The organism is uncultured Tenacibaculum sp. (assembly GCF_947499065.1).
In the GTDB taxonomy this organism is placed as follows: domain Bacteria; phylum Bacteroidota; class Bacteroidia; order Flavobacteriales; family Flavobacteriaceae; genus Polaribacter.
On record NZ_CANMMT010000001.1, the window covers coordinates 593,461 to 612,134 of the forward strand.

Here is an 18,674-nt window from a genome sequence, read left to right on the forward strand (position 1 = left end):
CAAAAACCCAAGCAAAAGCTTGGGTTTTCTATCAGATAATAAGTACAACTTATTATTTCTTCATCAATTTAGATTTAAACGATTTTTCACCGTTAGAAACTTCAATAAAATACATACCAGAATTCAAACTAGAAATGTTAATACGAGGAGAATTCAAATCACCAAACAACACAACTTTTCCTATCGAATTTACAATTCTATAATGCATCATTTTACCAGTATCAGGAAGTTTAACTTGGATTTCATCAGTTCCAGGGTTAGGATACACCAACATTTTAGAAATAGCATCATCTTGAGGAGTACCATCTAAACCAACAATAAAGCCACCAGAACCAATCTTAATAGAATAGTCTTCAACTTCACCGCTAGAAAAAGAACCACAAGGGTTAGGCTCTCTATTATGACGCATAGCAACACGCATTCTCGTTTTACCAGATTTAGCCGAATGAGGAATAGAGAAACTAGTAGAACGATTACCTTGCTGACTAGAAGCATTCGTCATAATACGCTCGTTATTATCAAAAGAACCATTTTGATTAAAGTCAATCCAAACAGCAAAAAACATGGTAGGTCTGTTATTACTACTAGCATAGCCAGCACTTACCGTAATTAAAGAACTACCACCTTTACCAAGATTTCCAACCTTGTTTGTAAAGTTAGCATAACCACCATTAGAACCAGAAGATTTAGACATACCACCAACAGCAACATAATCAATCCAAGCAGTGCTCGTGCTATTACCTTGAGCAGCACAATAGGTCGGACCATTATCCACTGTTTTAAACGTAACAGTAGCAGTAGCAGAAATGTTACCAGCCGCATCTTTAGCCTTTACAGAATAGGTATATGAAGTACCCGCAGATAAGCTAGACAAAGCAAAAGAAGTATTTGTGGTAGAACTTACTAAAGTAGCACCTCTAAAAATATCATAACCAACAACACCAACATTATCAATAGAAGGGTTCCAATTTAAGGTAGCTTTCGTTTTAGTAATACCAGAAGCTGTTAAGTTTCCAGGTTTAGAAGGAGCTTCCGTATCAGCTAAAGTAGAAAAAGAAACATCAGTCTTAGTAGAAACATTACCAACAGCATCTCTAGCACTTACAGAATACGTATAAGAAGAATCCATAGTTAAACCACTAAGGTCAATAGAAGTATTGGTAACAGAACTCACCAAGTCAGTACCTAAATAAACATCATAACCAACAACACCAACATTATCCGTAGAAGCATCCCAACTTAAAGTAGCAGAAGACATGGTAATATTAGAAGCAACAACATTTAAAGGAACACTAGGAGCTTCCGTATCGTTTAAGGTCATAAACGTAAGTTCAACAGCAGTAGAAGAATTACCAGCCGCATCTTTAGCACTTACAGAATAGGTATACGAAGAATTCATATTCAAACCACTAACAGCAATAGAAGTATTAGCCGTAGATTCAACCAAAGTAGTACCTTGGTAAACATCATAGCCAACAACACCAACATTATCAGTAGCAGCATCCCAACTTAAAGTAGCAGACGACAACGTAACGTCGCTAGCCATAAAGTTTGTAGGAACCGTAGGCGCTTCCGTATCAGCAGCCATAGCAGTAATTACTACTGTATAATCCTCAACTTCTCCGTACGAAAATAACTTTTCACAAGCAGTAGGCGTAGCATTATATTTCATAACAACACGCATACGAGTAGCACCTAAAGAAGCGTCTGTAGGAACGGTAAACGTACCACTAACGGGAGTTTCATTCGATTTATCTTTAAGCCAAACATTTTCGCCAGGATCGGAAAAATCACCATCTTTATTATAGTCAATCCAAACACCATAACCTTCCTCATAAGCAGTAGCACGCCACACAGGAGTAACTGTAATAGTTTGAGAACTACCTCTAGCTAAATCGGTAGAAAGGTCTGTATGATCTGTATAACCACTACCTTTAGGAGTTGTATTATCAATACTACCAATTTGAACTCTACCAATATATTCATCGTCAACATTATTTCCTTCAGAAATACAGTAACGCAATGGAGGAGTACCCGTAGTAGTAACAGAAAGCGTAGCAAGTTTACCACTACCACCGTCTGTACAATTTGCTTTAATAGAACAAACATAAACAGTACCAGGATCTAAATTAGGTACTGCCAAAGAAGTACCCGTAACCGTAAATTCACCAGGGTTTGTAACACCATCAATAGTACCTTTAATGTCAATTGTATAAGACAAAGCACTAGGAACGGCATTCCATGATAAAGAAAAAGCAGCGTCATTAATACTAGAAGCTATAAAGTTATCAGGAGCATCTAAGAAACAAAGTTCTCCAACTCCTACAGCATACCAAGCATTAATAACTGAAATAACCTCAGCACTATCTTCACCATACAAATCAGAAGCAGCAATAATAGCACCTTCTCTAGCATCGGCAAAAGTAGAGTTCGCCGATAAGTAATTTGCTTCCAAACGGTACGAAATCTTAGCAGCCTTCGTCATACCAATACCAGCAACATTAAAATTATTACCAATATCGTTTGTACCAGAACCACCAACCGTAAGCAAGTAGAACCAATAATTTAAAACACCAGAATTGGTATGCACACCACAATAATCATTAAATTGACTAGGGAAAGCACAATTAGGATCTTTCCAATATGCACCACCATGAGTATCAGGTTGACCTCTCTCGTTAGGATTACTCATAGAGCGTAAAGCAACGGCGCCAACACGTCTATCAATTTCATCACCAATTAACCAAACAGAAGCATCAGGAGCCATATCGTTACCATTACCTTTAGCAAAGTGCTCAACAGCAGCACCCCAAATATCAGAAAAACCTTCATTCAAGGCACCAGATTCACGTTGGTAAGCTAAATCAGCAGTGTTCGTACATATCGCATGCCCAATTTCATGAGCAGCAACATCAATAGAAGTCAAAGCATCAAAACGACCATTTCCTTCTGCTCCATTAGAAGAACCGTCACCGTATGACATAACCGATCCATTCCAAAAAGCATTGTCATAATTAGTTTTTACATGAACATAACTACGAATAGAAGCTCCGTTATCGTCAAAACTATTTCTATTATGCTCCGCCTGAAAATAATCATAGGTCATCATAGCACCCCAATGCGCATCTAAAGCAGCATTGTCTTTATTAGCACTATGTTCGGCAGTAGTCCAATTATTATCGTTATCCTCAAATTCATCGTAATTACTTACGTAAGGATATCCAATATTGGTTTGATGCTTAGCATCTCTAGTATATACCTTTCTCGATTCATCATTCAAAGTATATACATCACCATCTTTTCTGGTATCAATAGTTCTGGTACCACTATAACGAGTTTGAGCAGACCCAGCAACAAATAACGCTTTTAAAGTTTCTTCAGCATTTACACTATGTGAAGCAGACTTTACATGTTCATCAACATGACCAAAGTTATCAGCATGCTTAATAATAGCATTGTAAAATAAAGCTTCACCAGTATGAGCATCGATATATAAATATCCACGACTCATAGGTTTAGCAGCAAAAATGTCAAACTTATATGCTAATTTAGGAGCATCAGTTCTCAATACTTCTCTAGGTAAAATAACCAATTCACCTTCTGGTTTTTGGTAATTATCCATTTCTTTAGCAGCTTTTGGATACTCCCAAAGGTATTTTTCAGCGCCAGTATGATCCAACGCTTTTTGAAAGGCCTGTTGGTTCGATAATTTAGGAATCACATTTACTTTTCCTACATCATAAAACTGACCATTCATACTTGTTAATCTGCCGTTTTTTGCATGCGCAGAATAGGTGGCAAATTCGACTTTAAGCCCCTTAAATTTTTGTTGAAATTTCTTGTGAGTAAAACCGAGGTCATCACGTTTCTCCTTAATTTTTTCCAAACCATCGTTGGAGGAGAGTTGAAGTTTTTTTCGAAGAATTTCGGGGGCTTTTTCTAAAGATGATTTAGAAGATTCAACCATCTTGATTCGCTTTAGACTTCTACTTTCTTGTGCTGTGGTTGTTAAGAAACCAGCGAGCATGAAAGATGCTAAAAACACATTTTTAATACAATTGTGTTTCATTGTTTCGGGGGGTTTTTGTTAATAAAATATGTGACAACTAAAATTTCAACATAAAACTCTAATCCTCACCTAATAAATGTATTAAAAAAATAAAATTTCAACAACGAAAAACAACGAAAAAACAACGAAAAACAGAACAAAAAAACCTGAGCAAATTGCTCAGGTTTTAAATATTCAAATATGTCGTATTTGCTTATTTTTTCATCAACTTGGTCTTTAATAATTTTTGACCATCATTAACTTCTAAAATATACATTCCAGTATTTAAATCAGAAATATTAATGTTAGATGAAGTTAATTTACCTGCTTGTACTACTTTACCTATAGTATTTATAATTCTATAGTTTACAGCATCAGCTTTAGAAGCTATTTTAACTTGTACATTGTTAATAGCTGGATTAGGATACGCCATTAACTCAGATATATTATTATTTTGAATTTTCTCTCCAGATACATCAGCAAAAATTACATTCAAACTAGAAGATGAAGAAGCAGTAATGTTTACAGTATAATCTTCAACCTCACCGTCTCCTAAGTTAGCCTCACAAGCAGTTGGTGCAGAGTTATACTTCATAGATACACGCATTCTTGTTTGACCTAATTTTGCACTTGCAGGAATTGTAATGTTAGCTGTTCTGTTTCCAGAGCTAGTAGAGTTACCAGAAGTAACTTGTTCTCCACTATCAGAGAAATCACCATCACCATTATAGTCAATCCAAATTACAAAGTACTCGTTATAAGCAGTACTTCTAAATCCAGCACTTACAACTAATTGGTTAGTACTTCCTCGAGATACGTTAGCTATTTTAGTAGAAGTAAAGTCTCCATATCCTCCATTAGCACCAGTTGAATTTGTCATTCCTCCGAATGATACATAATCAATCCACTCATAAGTAACACGAGTTCCTTTAGAAGCACAGTAAGAAACAGCATTTGATAACGTAGTTACATTTACTACATTACTTGAAGCTGACTCATTTCCTGCAGCATCCTTAGCTTTTACAGAGAATGTATAAGCAGTAGCAGCTGTTAATCCTGTTACATTATAAGTAGTAGCAGAAGTAGTTGATCCAATTTTGGTAGAACCTCTAAATACATCATATCCAGTTACACCTACATTATCTGTAGAAGCAGACCAGTTTAAAGTTAACGTAGTTTGAGTTACACTAGCAGCAGCTAAACTACTTGGTGCACTTGGTGCAGTAGTATCTGCAGAACCTGCTTGTACGTTTACTGTATAATCTTCAACCTCTCCGTCAAAATTAGTCCCACAAGATGTTGGATTAGCATTGTAACGAGCAGAAACTCTCATACGAGTAGCTCCTACTACAGCATTCGCAGGAACAGCTACAGCTTTAGTTGGTAACGCTCCATTAGATACATTACTTACATTTCCTAAATCAATTGTTTCACCAGCATCTGAGAAATCACCATCACGGTTCCAGTCAATCCATGCAATTGCATCAACTCTATAATTACCGTCTGTGTTTACATTTACAGTAAGGTTTACATTAGACGATTGAGATACTGTAGTACTCATGCTTGTAAAGTCCTCATAACCTTTATCTTTAGCAGTACCATCTGCATTGTCAATAGAACCAAAACGAACTCTAGTTACACCTGTAGCATACGAAGTATTACCACTAGAAGCACAATAGTTAATTTGAACAGCAGTAGTTGTAAAGTTTACTGAAGAACTATAGTTAGAATTTCCTGAAGAACACTTAGAACGAACTTGTACTTCATATTGAGTAGAAGCCGATAAACCACTTAAAGTAGTAGAAGTACCAGTAACAGCGTTAGTAGTCCAAGAAGAAGTACCTACTTGACGGTAACGTACATCGTAAGAAGCACCAGCAACAGCAGTCCAAGAAACTGAAGCTCCAGAAGCAGTTACAGAACCAGTAGAAACACCTGTTGGTACTGTAGCGTTACATACTACAGGAGTACCAGTAATTCCAGTTACAATTAAAGAATAGTTTTGGCTACCACCAGTTAAAGAACCTTTATGAGTAACTGTTATAGTATATGTTCCAGAAGCATTAGCAACATCAACTCTTTCATAAGGATCAACATTGTTATCTCTCTTAGCAGAAGTAGTAGGACCTGTTAACTCATATGGTAAATGAGTAGTTCCTCCTTTAGATACTCTAATATCTAAGTCGTTTACTAATACAGGAGTTGTAGAGTTTACAGTAGTATTAGCAGTACCAGGTCTATCAGTCCAAGAAATAGATGCTAATAATGGACTAGTACCATCAGAATCAACTGTAATTGTGTAAGTTTGACCTGAAGTTAATGTTAACTCCTCAATTTTAGCTTGATTCCCTTTTTTAGTAATCGTTTCAGCAGCTCTCTTAGTGTTTAATAATCCCCATCCAAAAACGGCATCAGGACCAGAAGCACCAGCGTCATCAGCAGTATGTAAAGCTAAACCTTTTAAAGTTGCTGCTTTCATTAAGCTTCCGCTGTTTAAGTTTTTATAATGTTGTTGTAATAATAATAACGATCCAGTTACGTTAGGCGAAGCCATAGAAGTACCTGTGATAGATTGATAAGCAGTATCACTACTTTCATAAGTAGAATATACACCCGTACCGTTACCTGTAATATCTGGCTTAATACGCATATCATCCGTTGGTCCCTCACTACTAGAACTATTTATAGAAACAGAAACTAAGTTACCATTAGAACTAACATTTGCATCTTGAGCATTTGCAACAACTAAATTGTTCTTAGAAGTAGAGTGCCCTGTTAACTTATCCCATCCAGAACCTCCAGTAGGATTATTATTTGCAGTGTTATCATTACCATCATTACCAGCAGCCACAACCATTAAATAGTTAGGAGCGTTAAACATAATTTCATCCCATGCACGAGATTCAGTAATATAACCTCCAAAATAATGTTGAGGTAATAAAACCGCTCCTGTGTTTGGGTTTCTAACTCTAAATCCATAAGAGTGATTAGATAAAATCATACCATTTGAAGCTGCAGTAGTAGCTTCAGATTTATCACTATTCCAATCATTACCTCTTACTTTAGAGTGTGGAGCCATTCCTTTTGCATTAGCAACAACACCAGAAGCCATAATAGTTCCTGTTACGTGAGCTGCGTGAAAGTTTAATGAAGAACTTCCATCGTTTACAGAATATCTGTTATTTCCTCCTGCACCATCATACTCTTGATGTGAGGCTCTCGCAATACCACCATCCCATACGTAGGCTGTCATTCCTTGACCCATTAAGTTTAAACCTAATGAACCACCAGAATTTAAGTGATTTGTTCTTGTTGATTTTGCAGCATCAACGTTAAATGTAGTGTAATAAATAGGTTTTCCATTTACTACGCGTTGTAAAGACATTAAACTACCATCAGCAGCTTCGATAGTAGTTTTCCAACCTTTTTGTTTTGCAATTCTTAAGGCTTGTTTTCTTTCAGAATCTTCTTTAGTTTTTAAAGATTTTTGAATTGTTTGAAGTTTTCCTAAGTCATATTGACTTCTAATTTTTTCAACATCCCGCTTGGTTTGAGCTTGCGCTTGGAAACTTAATCCCAAAATAGCACCAGCCAAAGCAATACTTTTAAAGTACTTCTGTTTCATTTGAAGGGTTATTTTGATTAGTTATTTAATTGTGAAATAAATATAAAATACTCTTAACATTTTATCATTTCGTCGACAAATATACTAAAAAAATGAATTATTCCTAATCAAACATTAAAAACACAAAATTATATTAAACAAAACACAATTAAAAAACCTCATAAACCTAGTGTTTATGTAGGTTTATGAGGTTTTATATAAAAAGGGCTCATATAAAAATATAAGCCCCTGAAACTCAAATTATTTCTTCATTATTTTAGTTTTTAATGATTTTTGACCATCATTAACCTCTAAAATATAAATACCACTATTCAAATTAGACACATCTAAATTAGAAGCGTCTAAAGAACCAGATTGAACAACTTTTCCAGCAGTGTTTATAATTTTATAAATCATATTAGTAGCTTTAGAAGCCATTTTAACACGAACAAAATCTTTTGCGGGATTAGGATATGTCATTAAATCTATATCATTTGATTCACCTAAAGGATTAGCACTAATAATCTCAGCAGATGAAGAAGAAGTTTCAGTAATATTAACTGTATAATCTTCAACCTCGCCATAATTATAAGTACCACAAGAAGTTGTATGTTGAGCAGTATCTTTCATTGCTACACGCATTCTAGTTTGACCTAATAATGCTGATGCAGGGATAGTAATATCTGCTGAAACATTTCCTGCACTAGACGCTGAGCCAGTAACAACTCTTTCACTAGATTCAAAAGTTCCGTTTTTATTAAAATCAATCCAAACAGACCAGTATTCTTTGTAAACAGTACTAGCATATCCTACACTTAATACAATCTTACTTGTACTTCCTTTAGCTACGGTAGCTATTTTAGAAGTAAAATCACCATAACCTCCATTGGCTCCAGAAGTATTAGTCATTCCTCCAAACGATACATAATCAATCCATTCGTAAGAAGTAGTTCCTTTATATGAACAATATGACACAGAATTTGGTAAAGTTGAAATATTTAAAATATTACTACTTGCCGATACATTTCCAGCAGTGTCTTTAGCTTTTACAGAGAATGTATAAGCAGTTCCAGCAGTTAATCCAGTTACATCATATGTAGTTTCAGAAGTAGTTGATCCAATCTTCGTAGCTCCTCTATAAACATCATAACTAGTTACAGCAACATTATCAGTAGCTGCAGTCCAGTTTAACGTTAAAGTAGTTTGAGTAACACTAGTAGCCGATAAATTACTAGGAGCAATTGGTTCAGTAGTATCAGTAATAGCTGGCTGAATATTAACCGTATAATCTTCAACTTCACCATCAAAGTTAGTTCCACAAGAAGTAGGATTTGTGTTATACCTAGCTACAACTCTCATTCGAGTAGCACCAGCTTTAGCACTAGCAGGAACAGCAATAGCTTTTGTAGGTAAAGCACCATTTGGCACATTACTAATATTACCTAAATCAAAATCTTCACCAGCATCAGTAAAATCACCATCTTGGTTCCAGTCAATCCATGCAATAACATCAATTCTATAGTTACCATCAGTATTTACAGATACCGTAAGATTTTCAATAGAAGACTGAGAAACTGTAGTACTTATGCTCGTGAAATCTTCATAACCTTTATCCTTAGCAGGACCATCAGTATTGTTAATAGAACCAAAAACAACTCTAGTAATTCCTGTATTATAAGAAGTATTACCGCTAGCATTACAGTAAGAAACAGTTTTAGCAGGCGTAGTTACACTAACAACATTACTAGCTGAAGATTCGTTTCCAGCAGCATCTTTAGCTTTTATAGAGAACGTATAAGCCGTAGAAGCAGTTAATCCTGTTACATTATAAGTTGTATTTGTAGTAGTTCCTAACTTAGTAGAACCTTGATATACATCATAACCAGATACAGCTACGTTATCAGTAGAACCTGTCCAATTTAAAGTTAAAGAAATAGATACTACATTAGAAGCAGCTAAATTACTTGGAGCAGTTGGTGCTTGCGTATCATTTACAGCATTAGCAGTAAAAGAACCAGTAAATACACCTCTACCATAAGTAGATGCTATGATTTTATTTTGAGCATGATTACCATTAATATTCCAGTAATCGAAAGAAGTAACACTAACGTCACTCATACCATTATAAGCTTGTGTCCAAGTTGGATTCGCTTCGTTAAAATTTGTAGTAGACCATACTCCTAATTGAGTTGCTAAAATAGCTTCAGTTCTGTCTAATGGGTTTTGTAAAATATCTCTTACAGGAATATTAGGTAAATCACCTTCTTTATTTACCCAATTAGTACCACCATCGGTAGTTGCCCAAACACTAGTTACACCATAGTTATGAATAGTAACAAAAATATCATCATCAGTAGCACCAAAACGAACAGAAGAAACCGACCCTACAAAAGGGGTAACAACATTAGTCCAAGTAGCACTGCTATTAGTAACATTAGTTAACTTTAATAATTTACCATTAGATAAACCAACATACCAAGTATTATTAGCAAAAGGAGAAGCTCTAAAAGCAGTAGGACTTGCATCTAAAAGAGCATTTGTAATATTCCCTTTAGTATTAGAAGCTACATTAATACTTTTAATAGATTTAGAAGCAGCAGAAGCATTTGATAATAAACGATTCGCTTGACTATCATATCCCATTGGATTTACGAAGTCACCTGTGTTACGCTCATTTAATATTGTTGTTCCTCCTCCTTGGATTTTACTTATACCATTCCAAGGTAAACTAAACCTATAGATAACATTATTTGTATACGTAGAAATCATATACTGACCGTCTTTATCAATAAAAGTATAAAAACCATCACCACCAGAAACTTCCGTAGAACTATTTACACCAGCAACCGCATTTCTAAAACCTTGAGTACCGTTATCTTGAGCACCTGCACTAAAAATACCATCAACATCACCAACACCATCAGGACCAATACCAGCTTTTACAAACTGAGTGACATTATACCCTTTATTTCTAGCACCTAATATACCTCCAGAATTTCCTGAATAATAAATACCTCCATCGTTTCCAAATAATATTTTAGAAGAATCATTATTACCAAAAGCAATAGCATGCTGATCAGAATGAACTACAGAGACATTTAAAGCAGCTAAATTGTTATTATTAGACCACTTAGATATTTGAGACCAAGAAGTACCACCATTTGTAGATTTAAACAAATCTATACCACCAACATATACAATATCATCATCAGTAGGATCTGCCTCAACTACTAAATTATAAAAAGATTGACCTCTTGTAAAATCTTTAGCTGGTATACCATTATCAACATCATTAGGTAAAGAAGTAGCAGAAATCGTAGCAAAACCATTCGTTGTTTTATAAATATGAACAGGGTCTATTAACCTATTTTGAGCATCTCTAGCCAAACCTTCAGTAAGCGCATAAATCTTATTAGCATCCGTAGCAGAAGGCTCTAACTCAACTCTATTCGAATCAGTTAAAGGAGAAGCTGCTGCTTCTGTCCAAGTAGAACCATTTGCAGAGCTAAATACTCTACCACCACTAGTAGAACTTAATACAGATTTAATAGTACCCATCCAAATAGTATTGTTAGCACTTACCTCTAAATCATTAGGAGTATAATAATAATCATTACCACTAAAAGTATACTTCATGTTATCAGACTCAATTCTATTCCAGTTAACACCACCATCAGTAGAACGATATAAACCAGCAGATTGTAATCCTAACCAATTTTTTGGACTTGATGAATCACCATAAACATGTGCTCCAACCGCTACAAATAATTCAGTAGAATTTCCATTATCCCATGCTAAAACATCGTTTACATAGTGAATACCAGAAAGAAAAACATTGCTTGCATTATGATTAATAACAGCAGTTCCAGCAGCAGGAATATTTATAGCAACCCAAGTAGTACCACCATCAGTTGTTCTATATACTCCATTTCCTACTACATCACCAGCAGTGTACTGTTCTCCAGTACCAACATACCAAGTATTAGAATTTCTTGGATCTACGGTAATAGAAGTTACCGATAAGTTTCCTGGTACATTTTGAACTCTTTGCCATTGAGAATTTGAGTTACTAATGTTATTATTTACCCATAAACCACCACTAACACCACCGGCATAAACGCGGTTGTTGGTAGCGTCATTAGGATCAAACATAATAGCCCTTGTTCTTCCTCCAACATTATTTGGACCTCTTTCTACCCAAGCATTCGTATTAGTTCCTGGGTTTTTCTGAGCTTTTCTCTCTGCTATTAATCTATTTCTCAATTCATTTAAAGAGCCATCTTCTAATTCACCAGTAGAAGGGTTTATAGTTAGTCCCCACATTTGCTCGAAATATCGATTAGGAGGTAAACCATAATTTTTTCTCTTTTTTTTATCCCATTTCAAGGTTTCTTGATAAGGGCTGTTCTTTAAGAACTCTGCGTGTGTTTGTCGTTGTTTTTCAACATTTAGCATATCACTTCTATCAGAGAAATGCTTATAACCTATAGACGAGACTAAGGCTAAAGACAAACCACCAATTAATAACTTTAAATTGTTATTCATTTTAAAGGGGGGGTTAATTGTTAATAAATAAATTCGATAAAAAACCCCAGGTTTTCGCCTGGGGTATACTTAGCTTTATTAATTTTTAATAAGCTATTTTTTGATAATTTTAGTTTTTAATAATTTTTGTCCATCATTAACTTCTAAAATATAGATTCCAGTATTTAATTTAGATACATCTAAACTACGAGAGTTATCTAAACGTCCAGCTTTTACTACTTTACCTATAGTGTTTACAACTCTATAAGCAATATCACTAGACTTAGAAGCTAATTCTACTTGAACAAAATCAGATGAAGGGTTAGGGTAAGCCATTAAACCTAAGCTTGTATCGTTTCCTAAACTTACAGCTCTTACTACATCAGAATCTCTAGTAGTACTTGCTGTAATATTTACAGTATAATCTTCTACTTCTCCATAGTTATAAGTTCCACAAGAAGTAGTGTGTTGAGCAGTATCTTTCATTGCAACACGCATTCTAGTTTGACCTAATAATGCTGATGCAGGGATAGTAATATCTGCTGAAACATTTCCTGCACTAGATGCAGATCCTGCAACAACTCTTTCGCTAGATTCAAAAGTTCCATTTTTGTTAAAATCAATCCAAACAGACCAGTACTCTTTATAAACAGTACTTGCATATCCAACACTCAATACAATTTTACTAGTACTTCCTTTAGCAACAGTAGCTACTTTAGAAGTAAAATCTCCATAACCACCATTAGCTCCTGTAGAATTAGTCATTCCTCCGAATGATACATAATCAATCCACTCGTAAGAAGTAGTTCCTTTATAAGAACAGTAAGATACAGAGTTAGATAAAGTTGAAACACTTACAGTATTACTACTTGAAGATATATTTCCAGCAGCGTCTTTAGCTCTTACAGAGAATGTATAAGCAGTTCCCGCTGTTAATCCAGTAATATTTACAGATGTATTAGCAGTAGTTCCTAATTTTGTAGAACCACGGTACACATCATATCCAGTTACTCCTACATTATCAGAAGAGGCAGACCAGTTTAAAGTTAAAGTAGTTTGTGCTACGTTTGAAGCAGCTAAACTTGATGGTGCAGTTGGCGCAGTAGTATCAACACTAGAAGTTGCAGAAGTATAGTTTGCAGCCCATCCAGCAGCATTTACAGATCCATCAGAAGTAAACTTAACAAACATTGCGTTTCCAGTAGAAGTTACTGCATTTGGAGTAGAAGTTCCTGAGAACTTACCTAATTGAGTTGCACTAGCACTAGAACCATCATAAACAGTTACAAAATCATAACCACTTTCAGTATTGAAACTACTAAAGTTTAAAGTAACTTTTCCTCCGTTAGCTGGTTTAATTAACCAAGTACAGTTTTTACCATTTCCATAGTTTTGGCTTCCACTTCCATCAGTAAAAGAACCGCTATTATCAGTTATAGTAGCTCCACCATTACAAGGATCTTGTGAACCACCACCAGAATTACCACTTCCAAATTTATCAGATAATGCTAAAGCACGTCTAGAACCACCAGCTTCTAAAACAGCACGCATTCTATTTTTTTGTCCTACAGTAAATAAGTTCATACAAGCATCATCAGAATAATCCATATAGTTTTGAACCATATCTTCAGAACCACAAGAAACGTGTCCAGTTTTACATCCATAGTTAGGAGCATCAGATTTTGGAGTATCAGAAACAAAATCATCTTTACTACAATCTCCATCTCCCCAAATGTGACGTAAATTTAAATAGTGTCCTATTTCGTGAGTAGTAGTTCTTCCTAAGTTAAAAGAAGGATTAAGTGTTCCTGTAGAACCAAAAGCATCGTGAATCATTACTAATCCATCAGTTGCAGCAGCTCCACCTGGGAATTGTGCATATCCTAAAATTGTTCTGTCTCCTTGTGGACTAGTATTTGTCATTTTTGGAACAATCCACATATTTAAATACTCAGCAGTATTCCATGGATTAACTCCACCAGTTGCAGAACTTTTCATTGCGTTATACGCTTTGAATTTTGTACCCCAATCAGCTCCACTTACTTGTTTTCTAGTAATTGCAGTAGTAGCATTTCCATTAGGATCAACTTTAGCCATAGCAAACTCAATTTGAGTATCAGCTGCTTGCGACCATTTATTAGTTTTATCAGTATTAGTTCTTCTAAAATCTTTATTCAATACATCAATCTGAGAAAGAATCTGTGCGTCACTAATATTATTTGTTGAATTTGTATATAAAACGTGAACTACAACAGGAATCGTAATAATGCTTCCATTTACTTTACCTTGGTAGCTTTCCATTTCTTTTACTCTCTTTTGAGTAAATTTTTCAATCTGTTTCATTCGACTTTCAAGACCAGGGTCTGTAGCCTTTCTTTCCTCTATGTCCTCCATTGCATAGCAGGTCCTTTTTTGTTGAGCAAATGTCGCTCCAATAAAAAATAAGCATAAAAATGCCAGAGTAATTTTGTTTTTCATTTCTGAAGGGGTTTTTAATTAATTATATTTCATTTAAGAATCACCTATTATCATATTCGCAATAAAAACTCTTAAATTTTTGTTAAACGGGCAACAAATATAGAAAAAAACATTAGTTCTGCTATTTTTTTTGCAAAAAACAAAAACTTTTAATACCTTTAAGTCTTTTCATTTTTTTATAAACCCAGCACTACACTAGGCTTAAAGCATTTTTAAAACTTTTAAAAAAAATACATCTGTCATTAACTTTTAAATGAGATTAATTGTATTTTTATTAAAATTTCACACGAATGCTTCAAATTAAAAACTTAGAAATAGCTTTTAAAAAATCTCCTCCAGTCGTTAAGAACATCTCTTTTAATTTACAGCAAAATGAAATACTTGGAATAGTAGGAGAGAGCGGTAGTGGAAAATCTATAACTTCTCTTGCAATCTTAGGACTACTTCCTAAGTTCGCAGATATTAAAGGAGAAATTCTCTTTAACCAACAGGATTTATTAGCATTTAATAAAGATTCATTTCAAAAAATTAGAGGGAGTAAAATTGCCATGATTTTTCAAGAACCAATGAGTTCTTTAAATCCAACTTTAACTTGTGGTTATCAGGTTGCAGAGATATTACAACTACATACAAACCTATCAAATAGCGAGATAAAAGAAGAAGTAATTTCACTTTTTAACAAAGTCAAATTACCTAGACCAAATGATATATATAACTCCTATCCACATCAAATAAGTGGAGGTCAAAAACAGCGAGTTATGATTGCCATGGCCATAGCTTGTAAACCTCAATTATTAATTGCCGATGAACCTACAACAGCGCTAGATGTTACGGTTCAAAAAGAAATAATATTACTACTAAAAGAACTACAAAAAGAGTTTAAAATGGGAATATTGTTTATTTCTCATGATTTAGCACTAGTTTCAGAAATTGCCGATAATGTAGTAGTAATGCACAAAGGAGTAATTATAGAACAAGGCACTTCAAAAAACATATTTCTAAATCCAAAAGAAAATTACACCAAAGCATTAATTAACTCAAAACCAAACACTAAGAATCGTTTAAAATTACTACCAACAGTTAGTAATTTTATAAACAATTCTGTTGATACTACTTTATTTACCAATAAAGAACGAGAAGAGTATCATAACAAAATATACAATAAATCTCCATTACTGGAAATCAAAAATTTACACAAGGATTTCATTTCTAATGCTTCTTGGTTTTCAAAACCAAACATAGTAAAAGCAGTAAATGATGTTTCTTTTAAAATTTATGAAGGAGAAACCTTAGGTTTAGTTGGTGAAAGTGGTTGTGGAAAAACTACATTAAGTAGAACAATTTTACAACTAGAAACAGCTAGTTCAGGAGAAATTATTTATAAAGGAAAAGACATCACAAAGCTTTCAAAATCAGAGTTTAAAAAACTAAGAAAGGATATTCAAATAATATTTCAAGATCCTTTCTCATCCTTAAACCCAAGAATTACTATTGGTAATGCAATTCTTGAACCAATGAAAGTTCATAACATCCTTGATTCTTCAAAAGAAAGAAAAAATTATGTACTGGATTTATTGGAAAAAGTAGGACTCGAAAAAGAACATTTTTATCGATATCCACATGAGTTTTCTGGAGGACAAAGGCAACGTATAGGAATTGCACGTACCATAGCTTTACAACCAAAATTAATTATTTGCGACGAATCCGTTTCCGCTTTAGATGTATCAGTTCAAGCCCAAGTTTTGAACTTATTAAATCAATTAAAAGCAGAATTTAATTTTACTTACATATTCATTTCACACGATTTATCAGTAGTTAAATACATGGCAGATCAATTAGTTGTAATGAACAAAGGTAAAATAGAGGAAATTGCAGATGCTGACGAAATATATAATAACCCAAAAACAACGTATACCAAAACATTAGTAGAAGCCGTTCCAAAAGGGCTTTAACTTTTTTCAATACTATATTAGTAGTATATTGCGCTGTTAAAAAATAGAAAAGAGAAATATGAAAATAATAGTCCCAATGGCAGGAATAGGTTCTCGTTTGAGACCTCATACTTTAACTATTCCTAAACCTTTAACCGTTATCGCTGGTAAATCAATTGTACAACGTTTAGTTGAAGATATAACTTCAGTAGTAAACCAACCTATAGAAGAAATAGCTTTTATTATTGGTCCTGCTGCCAAAGGGTTCCCTGCAAACACTGCAGATAAACTTAAAAGCATCGCTGAAGCTCTTGGAGCAAAAGGCTCTGTATATGTTCAGGAAGAAGCTTTAGGAACAGCTCATGCAATTTACTGTGCTCAAGAATCTTTAGACGGCCCTTGTGTAGTAGCTTTTGCTGATACTTTATTTAAAGCCGATTTTAAATTAGATTCAAATGCTGATGGTGCTATTTGGGTAAAAAGAGTAGAAGATCCAAGTGCTTTTGGAGTTGTAAAACTTAAAGATGGTTTTATTACAGATTTCGTAGAGAAACCAAAAGATTTTGTTTCTGACTTAGCTATTATTGGTATTTATTACTTTAAAGATGGAGCTAAGGTTCGTAATGAAATAAAATATTTATTAGATAATGATATTAGAGAAAATGGTGAATATCAATTAACTAATGTTTTAGAATCCTTAAAACAACAAGGAGCTAAGTTTATTCCTGGTACTGTTGACGCTTGGATGGATTGCGGTAAGAAAGACCCAACAGTAGATACAAACAAACAAGTTTTAGGTTTTGAACAAAATAATGGCAACAATTTAGTAGCTAATGACGTTGTATTAGAAAACGCTGAAATTATTCAACCTTGTTATGTTGGTAAAAACGTAACATTAAAAAACACAAAAATAGGACCTTATGTTTCTATTGGTGAAAATAGTGTAGTTGAAAACTCTACTATTGTAAATTCATTAATACAAACAAATGTTCAAATATCTAATGCAAATTTAGATAACGCCATGATTGGTAATCATGCAAAATACAATGCTAATTATACATCAGTAAGTATAGGTGATTATACAGAACTTACATAAAAAAAATAGAAGAAAAATTAAAGAGGCAAGAAGGCACTTCTTTTTGTCTCTATTTTTCTTTTTGTTTTATTTTCTCTCCTTAAAAGCACAAGACAGCATTCCTCCTTCAGAAGATGTTAGTGAAAGTGACAATATTCAATTCCAAGAAAATTTCTTTAAAGCACTGTCTAACAAGGCTATTTTCAATTACCAGAAAGCAATTGAAAACCTAGAAAAATGTAATGAACTAGAACCAAATAATAAAGCTGTATTATTTGAACTTTCTAAAAATTATGTAAAACTAGGTAGAAATAACGAAGCTTTAGAATACATAAAATCTGCCTTAGAAGTCGACAATGAAAATATATGGCTTTTAGAACATAAAGTTTATATTTTAAGAAAAATTGCAGCCTTTGATGAAGCTATTGAAGTTCAAGAAAAAATTGCAGATAAGTATCCAAAAAAGAAACGTCTTTTAGTTTTTTTACACTTACAAAACAGAGATATTCCTTCAGCAAAAGAAGTTTTGTCTGAATTAAAAAAGAGCAAGCTATTAAATGCTAGATTAAGGCTAATACAAGAAAAGCTAGAGGAAACAAAATCCCCAAAACCAACTGAAAAGAAAGAACAAAACACAATTGCTAATACTGATTTAAGAGCTAATTTTGAAAAAGAAAAATCATTCAATAATTTAAAACTTTTATTAAACAAACTATCATCAGACAATGATAATGATTTATTAAAATATAGTGAACAAGGGTTAGCTTTATTTCCTGCTCAACCTTTTGTTTATTTTATGAATGGAAAAGCATTAAACAACAAAAGTCAGTTTAAAAAGGCAATTCAAAGTTTACAAAATGGCATCGATTTTGTAATTGACAATAATGAAATTGAAGCTAAATTTTATTTAGAGATTGCTAGAGCTTATGAAGGATTAAACAATCCGGAAAAAGTAAAAACTTATAAAAATAAAGCAGCAAAAGTTCTAAAATAATTTACTTCTCTATTACTAAT

The 18,674-nt window shown here is 33.9% G+C and carries 7 protein-coding genes; 3 read left to right on the plus strand and 4 right to left on the minus strand.

What is annotated here, in order from left to right:
• Window positions 1-52: 52 nt before the first annotated feature.
• The 4 genes from Q0958_RS02765 to Q0958_RS02780 all read right to left on the minus strand — a co-directional run bounded on the left by Q0958_RS02765 (window position 53) and on the right by Q0958_RS02780 (window position 14,570).
• A complete protein-coding gene (locus Q0958_RS02765; RefSeq protein ID WP_299119291.1) occupies window positions 53-4,069 on the minus strand; it encodes a M4 family metallopeptidase in 4,017 nt (1,338 codons plus the stop codon).
• A 193-nt stretch (window positions 4,070-4,262) separates the two neighbouring features.
• A complete protein-coding gene (locus tag Q0958_RS02770; RefSeq protein ID WP_299119294.1) occupies window positions 4,263-7,673 on the minus strand; it encodes a GEVED domain-containing protein in 3,411 nt (1,136 codons plus the stop codon).
• 240 nt (window positions 7,674-7,913) lie between these two features.
• Complete coding sequence (locus Q0958_RS02775) at window positions 7,914-12,197, minus strand: GEVED domain-containing protein (RefSeq protein WP_299119297.1); 4,284 nt, start codon at window positions 12,195-12,197, stop codon at window positions 7,914-7,916.
• Between the two features lie 93 nt (window positions 12,198-12,290).
• Entirely contained in the window at window positions 12,291-14,570 is a 2,280-nt protein-coding gene (locus Q0958_RS02780; RefSeq protein ID WP_299119300.1) for a GEVED domain-containing protein, read from the minus strand.
• Window positions 14,571-14,944: 374 nt separating this feature from the next.
• On the opposite strand from Q0958_RS02780, the gene Q0958_RS02785 reads away from it, so the two are divergent.
• From Q0958_RS02785 to Q0958_RS02795, 3 genes are read left to right on the plus strand one after another with little or no spacing between them, the layout of a single operon-like run.
• Window positions 14,945-16,606: an ABC transporter ATP-binding protein gene (locus tag Q0958_RS02785; RefSeq protein WP_299119302.1), complete on the plus strand. Its 1,662-nt coding sequence runs from the start codon at window positions 14,945-14,947 to the stop codon at window positions 16,604-16,606.
• Between the two features lie 58 nt (window positions 16,607-16,664).
• A complete protein-coding gene (locus Q0958_RS02790; protein ID WP_299119305.1) occupies window positions 16,665-17,681 on the plus strand; it encodes a sugar phosphate nucleotidyltransferase in 1,017 nt (338 codons plus the stop codon).
• Window positions 17,659-18,654 carry a tetratricopeptide repeat protein gene (locus Q0958_RS02795; protein ID WP_299119307.1) on the plus strand — a complete coding sequence of 332 codons (996 nt, stop codon included), beginning with the start codon at window positions 17,659-17,661 and terminating at the stop codon, window positions 18,652-18,654. Before Q0958_RS02790 ends, Q0958_RS02795 begins: the two co-directional genes overlap by 23 nt.
• Window positions 18,655-18,674 lie beyond the last annotated feature (20 nt).

Excerpts from the sequence above, each read along its gene's own strand:
- Q0958_RS02765 (WP_299119291.1), bottom strand. The coding sequence starts at position 4,069 with ATGAAACACAATTGTATTAAAAATGTGTTTTTAGCATCTTTCATGCTC.
- Q0958_RS02770 (WP_299119294.1), bottom strand. The coding sequence starts at position 7,673 with ATGAAACAGAAGTACTTTAAAAGTATTGCTTTGGCTGGTGCTATTTTG.
- Q0958_RS02775 (WP_299119297.1), bottom strand. The coding sequence starts at position 12,197 with ATGAATAACAATTTAAAGTTATTAATTGGTGGTTTGTCTTTAGCCTTA.
- Q0958_RS02780 (WP_299119300.1), bottom strand. The coding sequence starts at position 14,570 with ATGGAGGACATAGAGGAAAGAAAGGCTACAGACCCTGGTCTTGAAAGT.
- Q0958_RS02785 (WP_299119302.1), top strand. The coding sequence starts at position 14,945 with ATGCTTCAAATTAAAAACTTAGAAATAGCTTTTAAAAAATCTCCTCCA.
- Q0958_RS02790 (WP_299119305.1), top strand. The coding sequence starts at position 16,665 with ATGAAAATAATAGTCCCAATGGCAGGAATAGGTTCTCGTTTGAGACCT.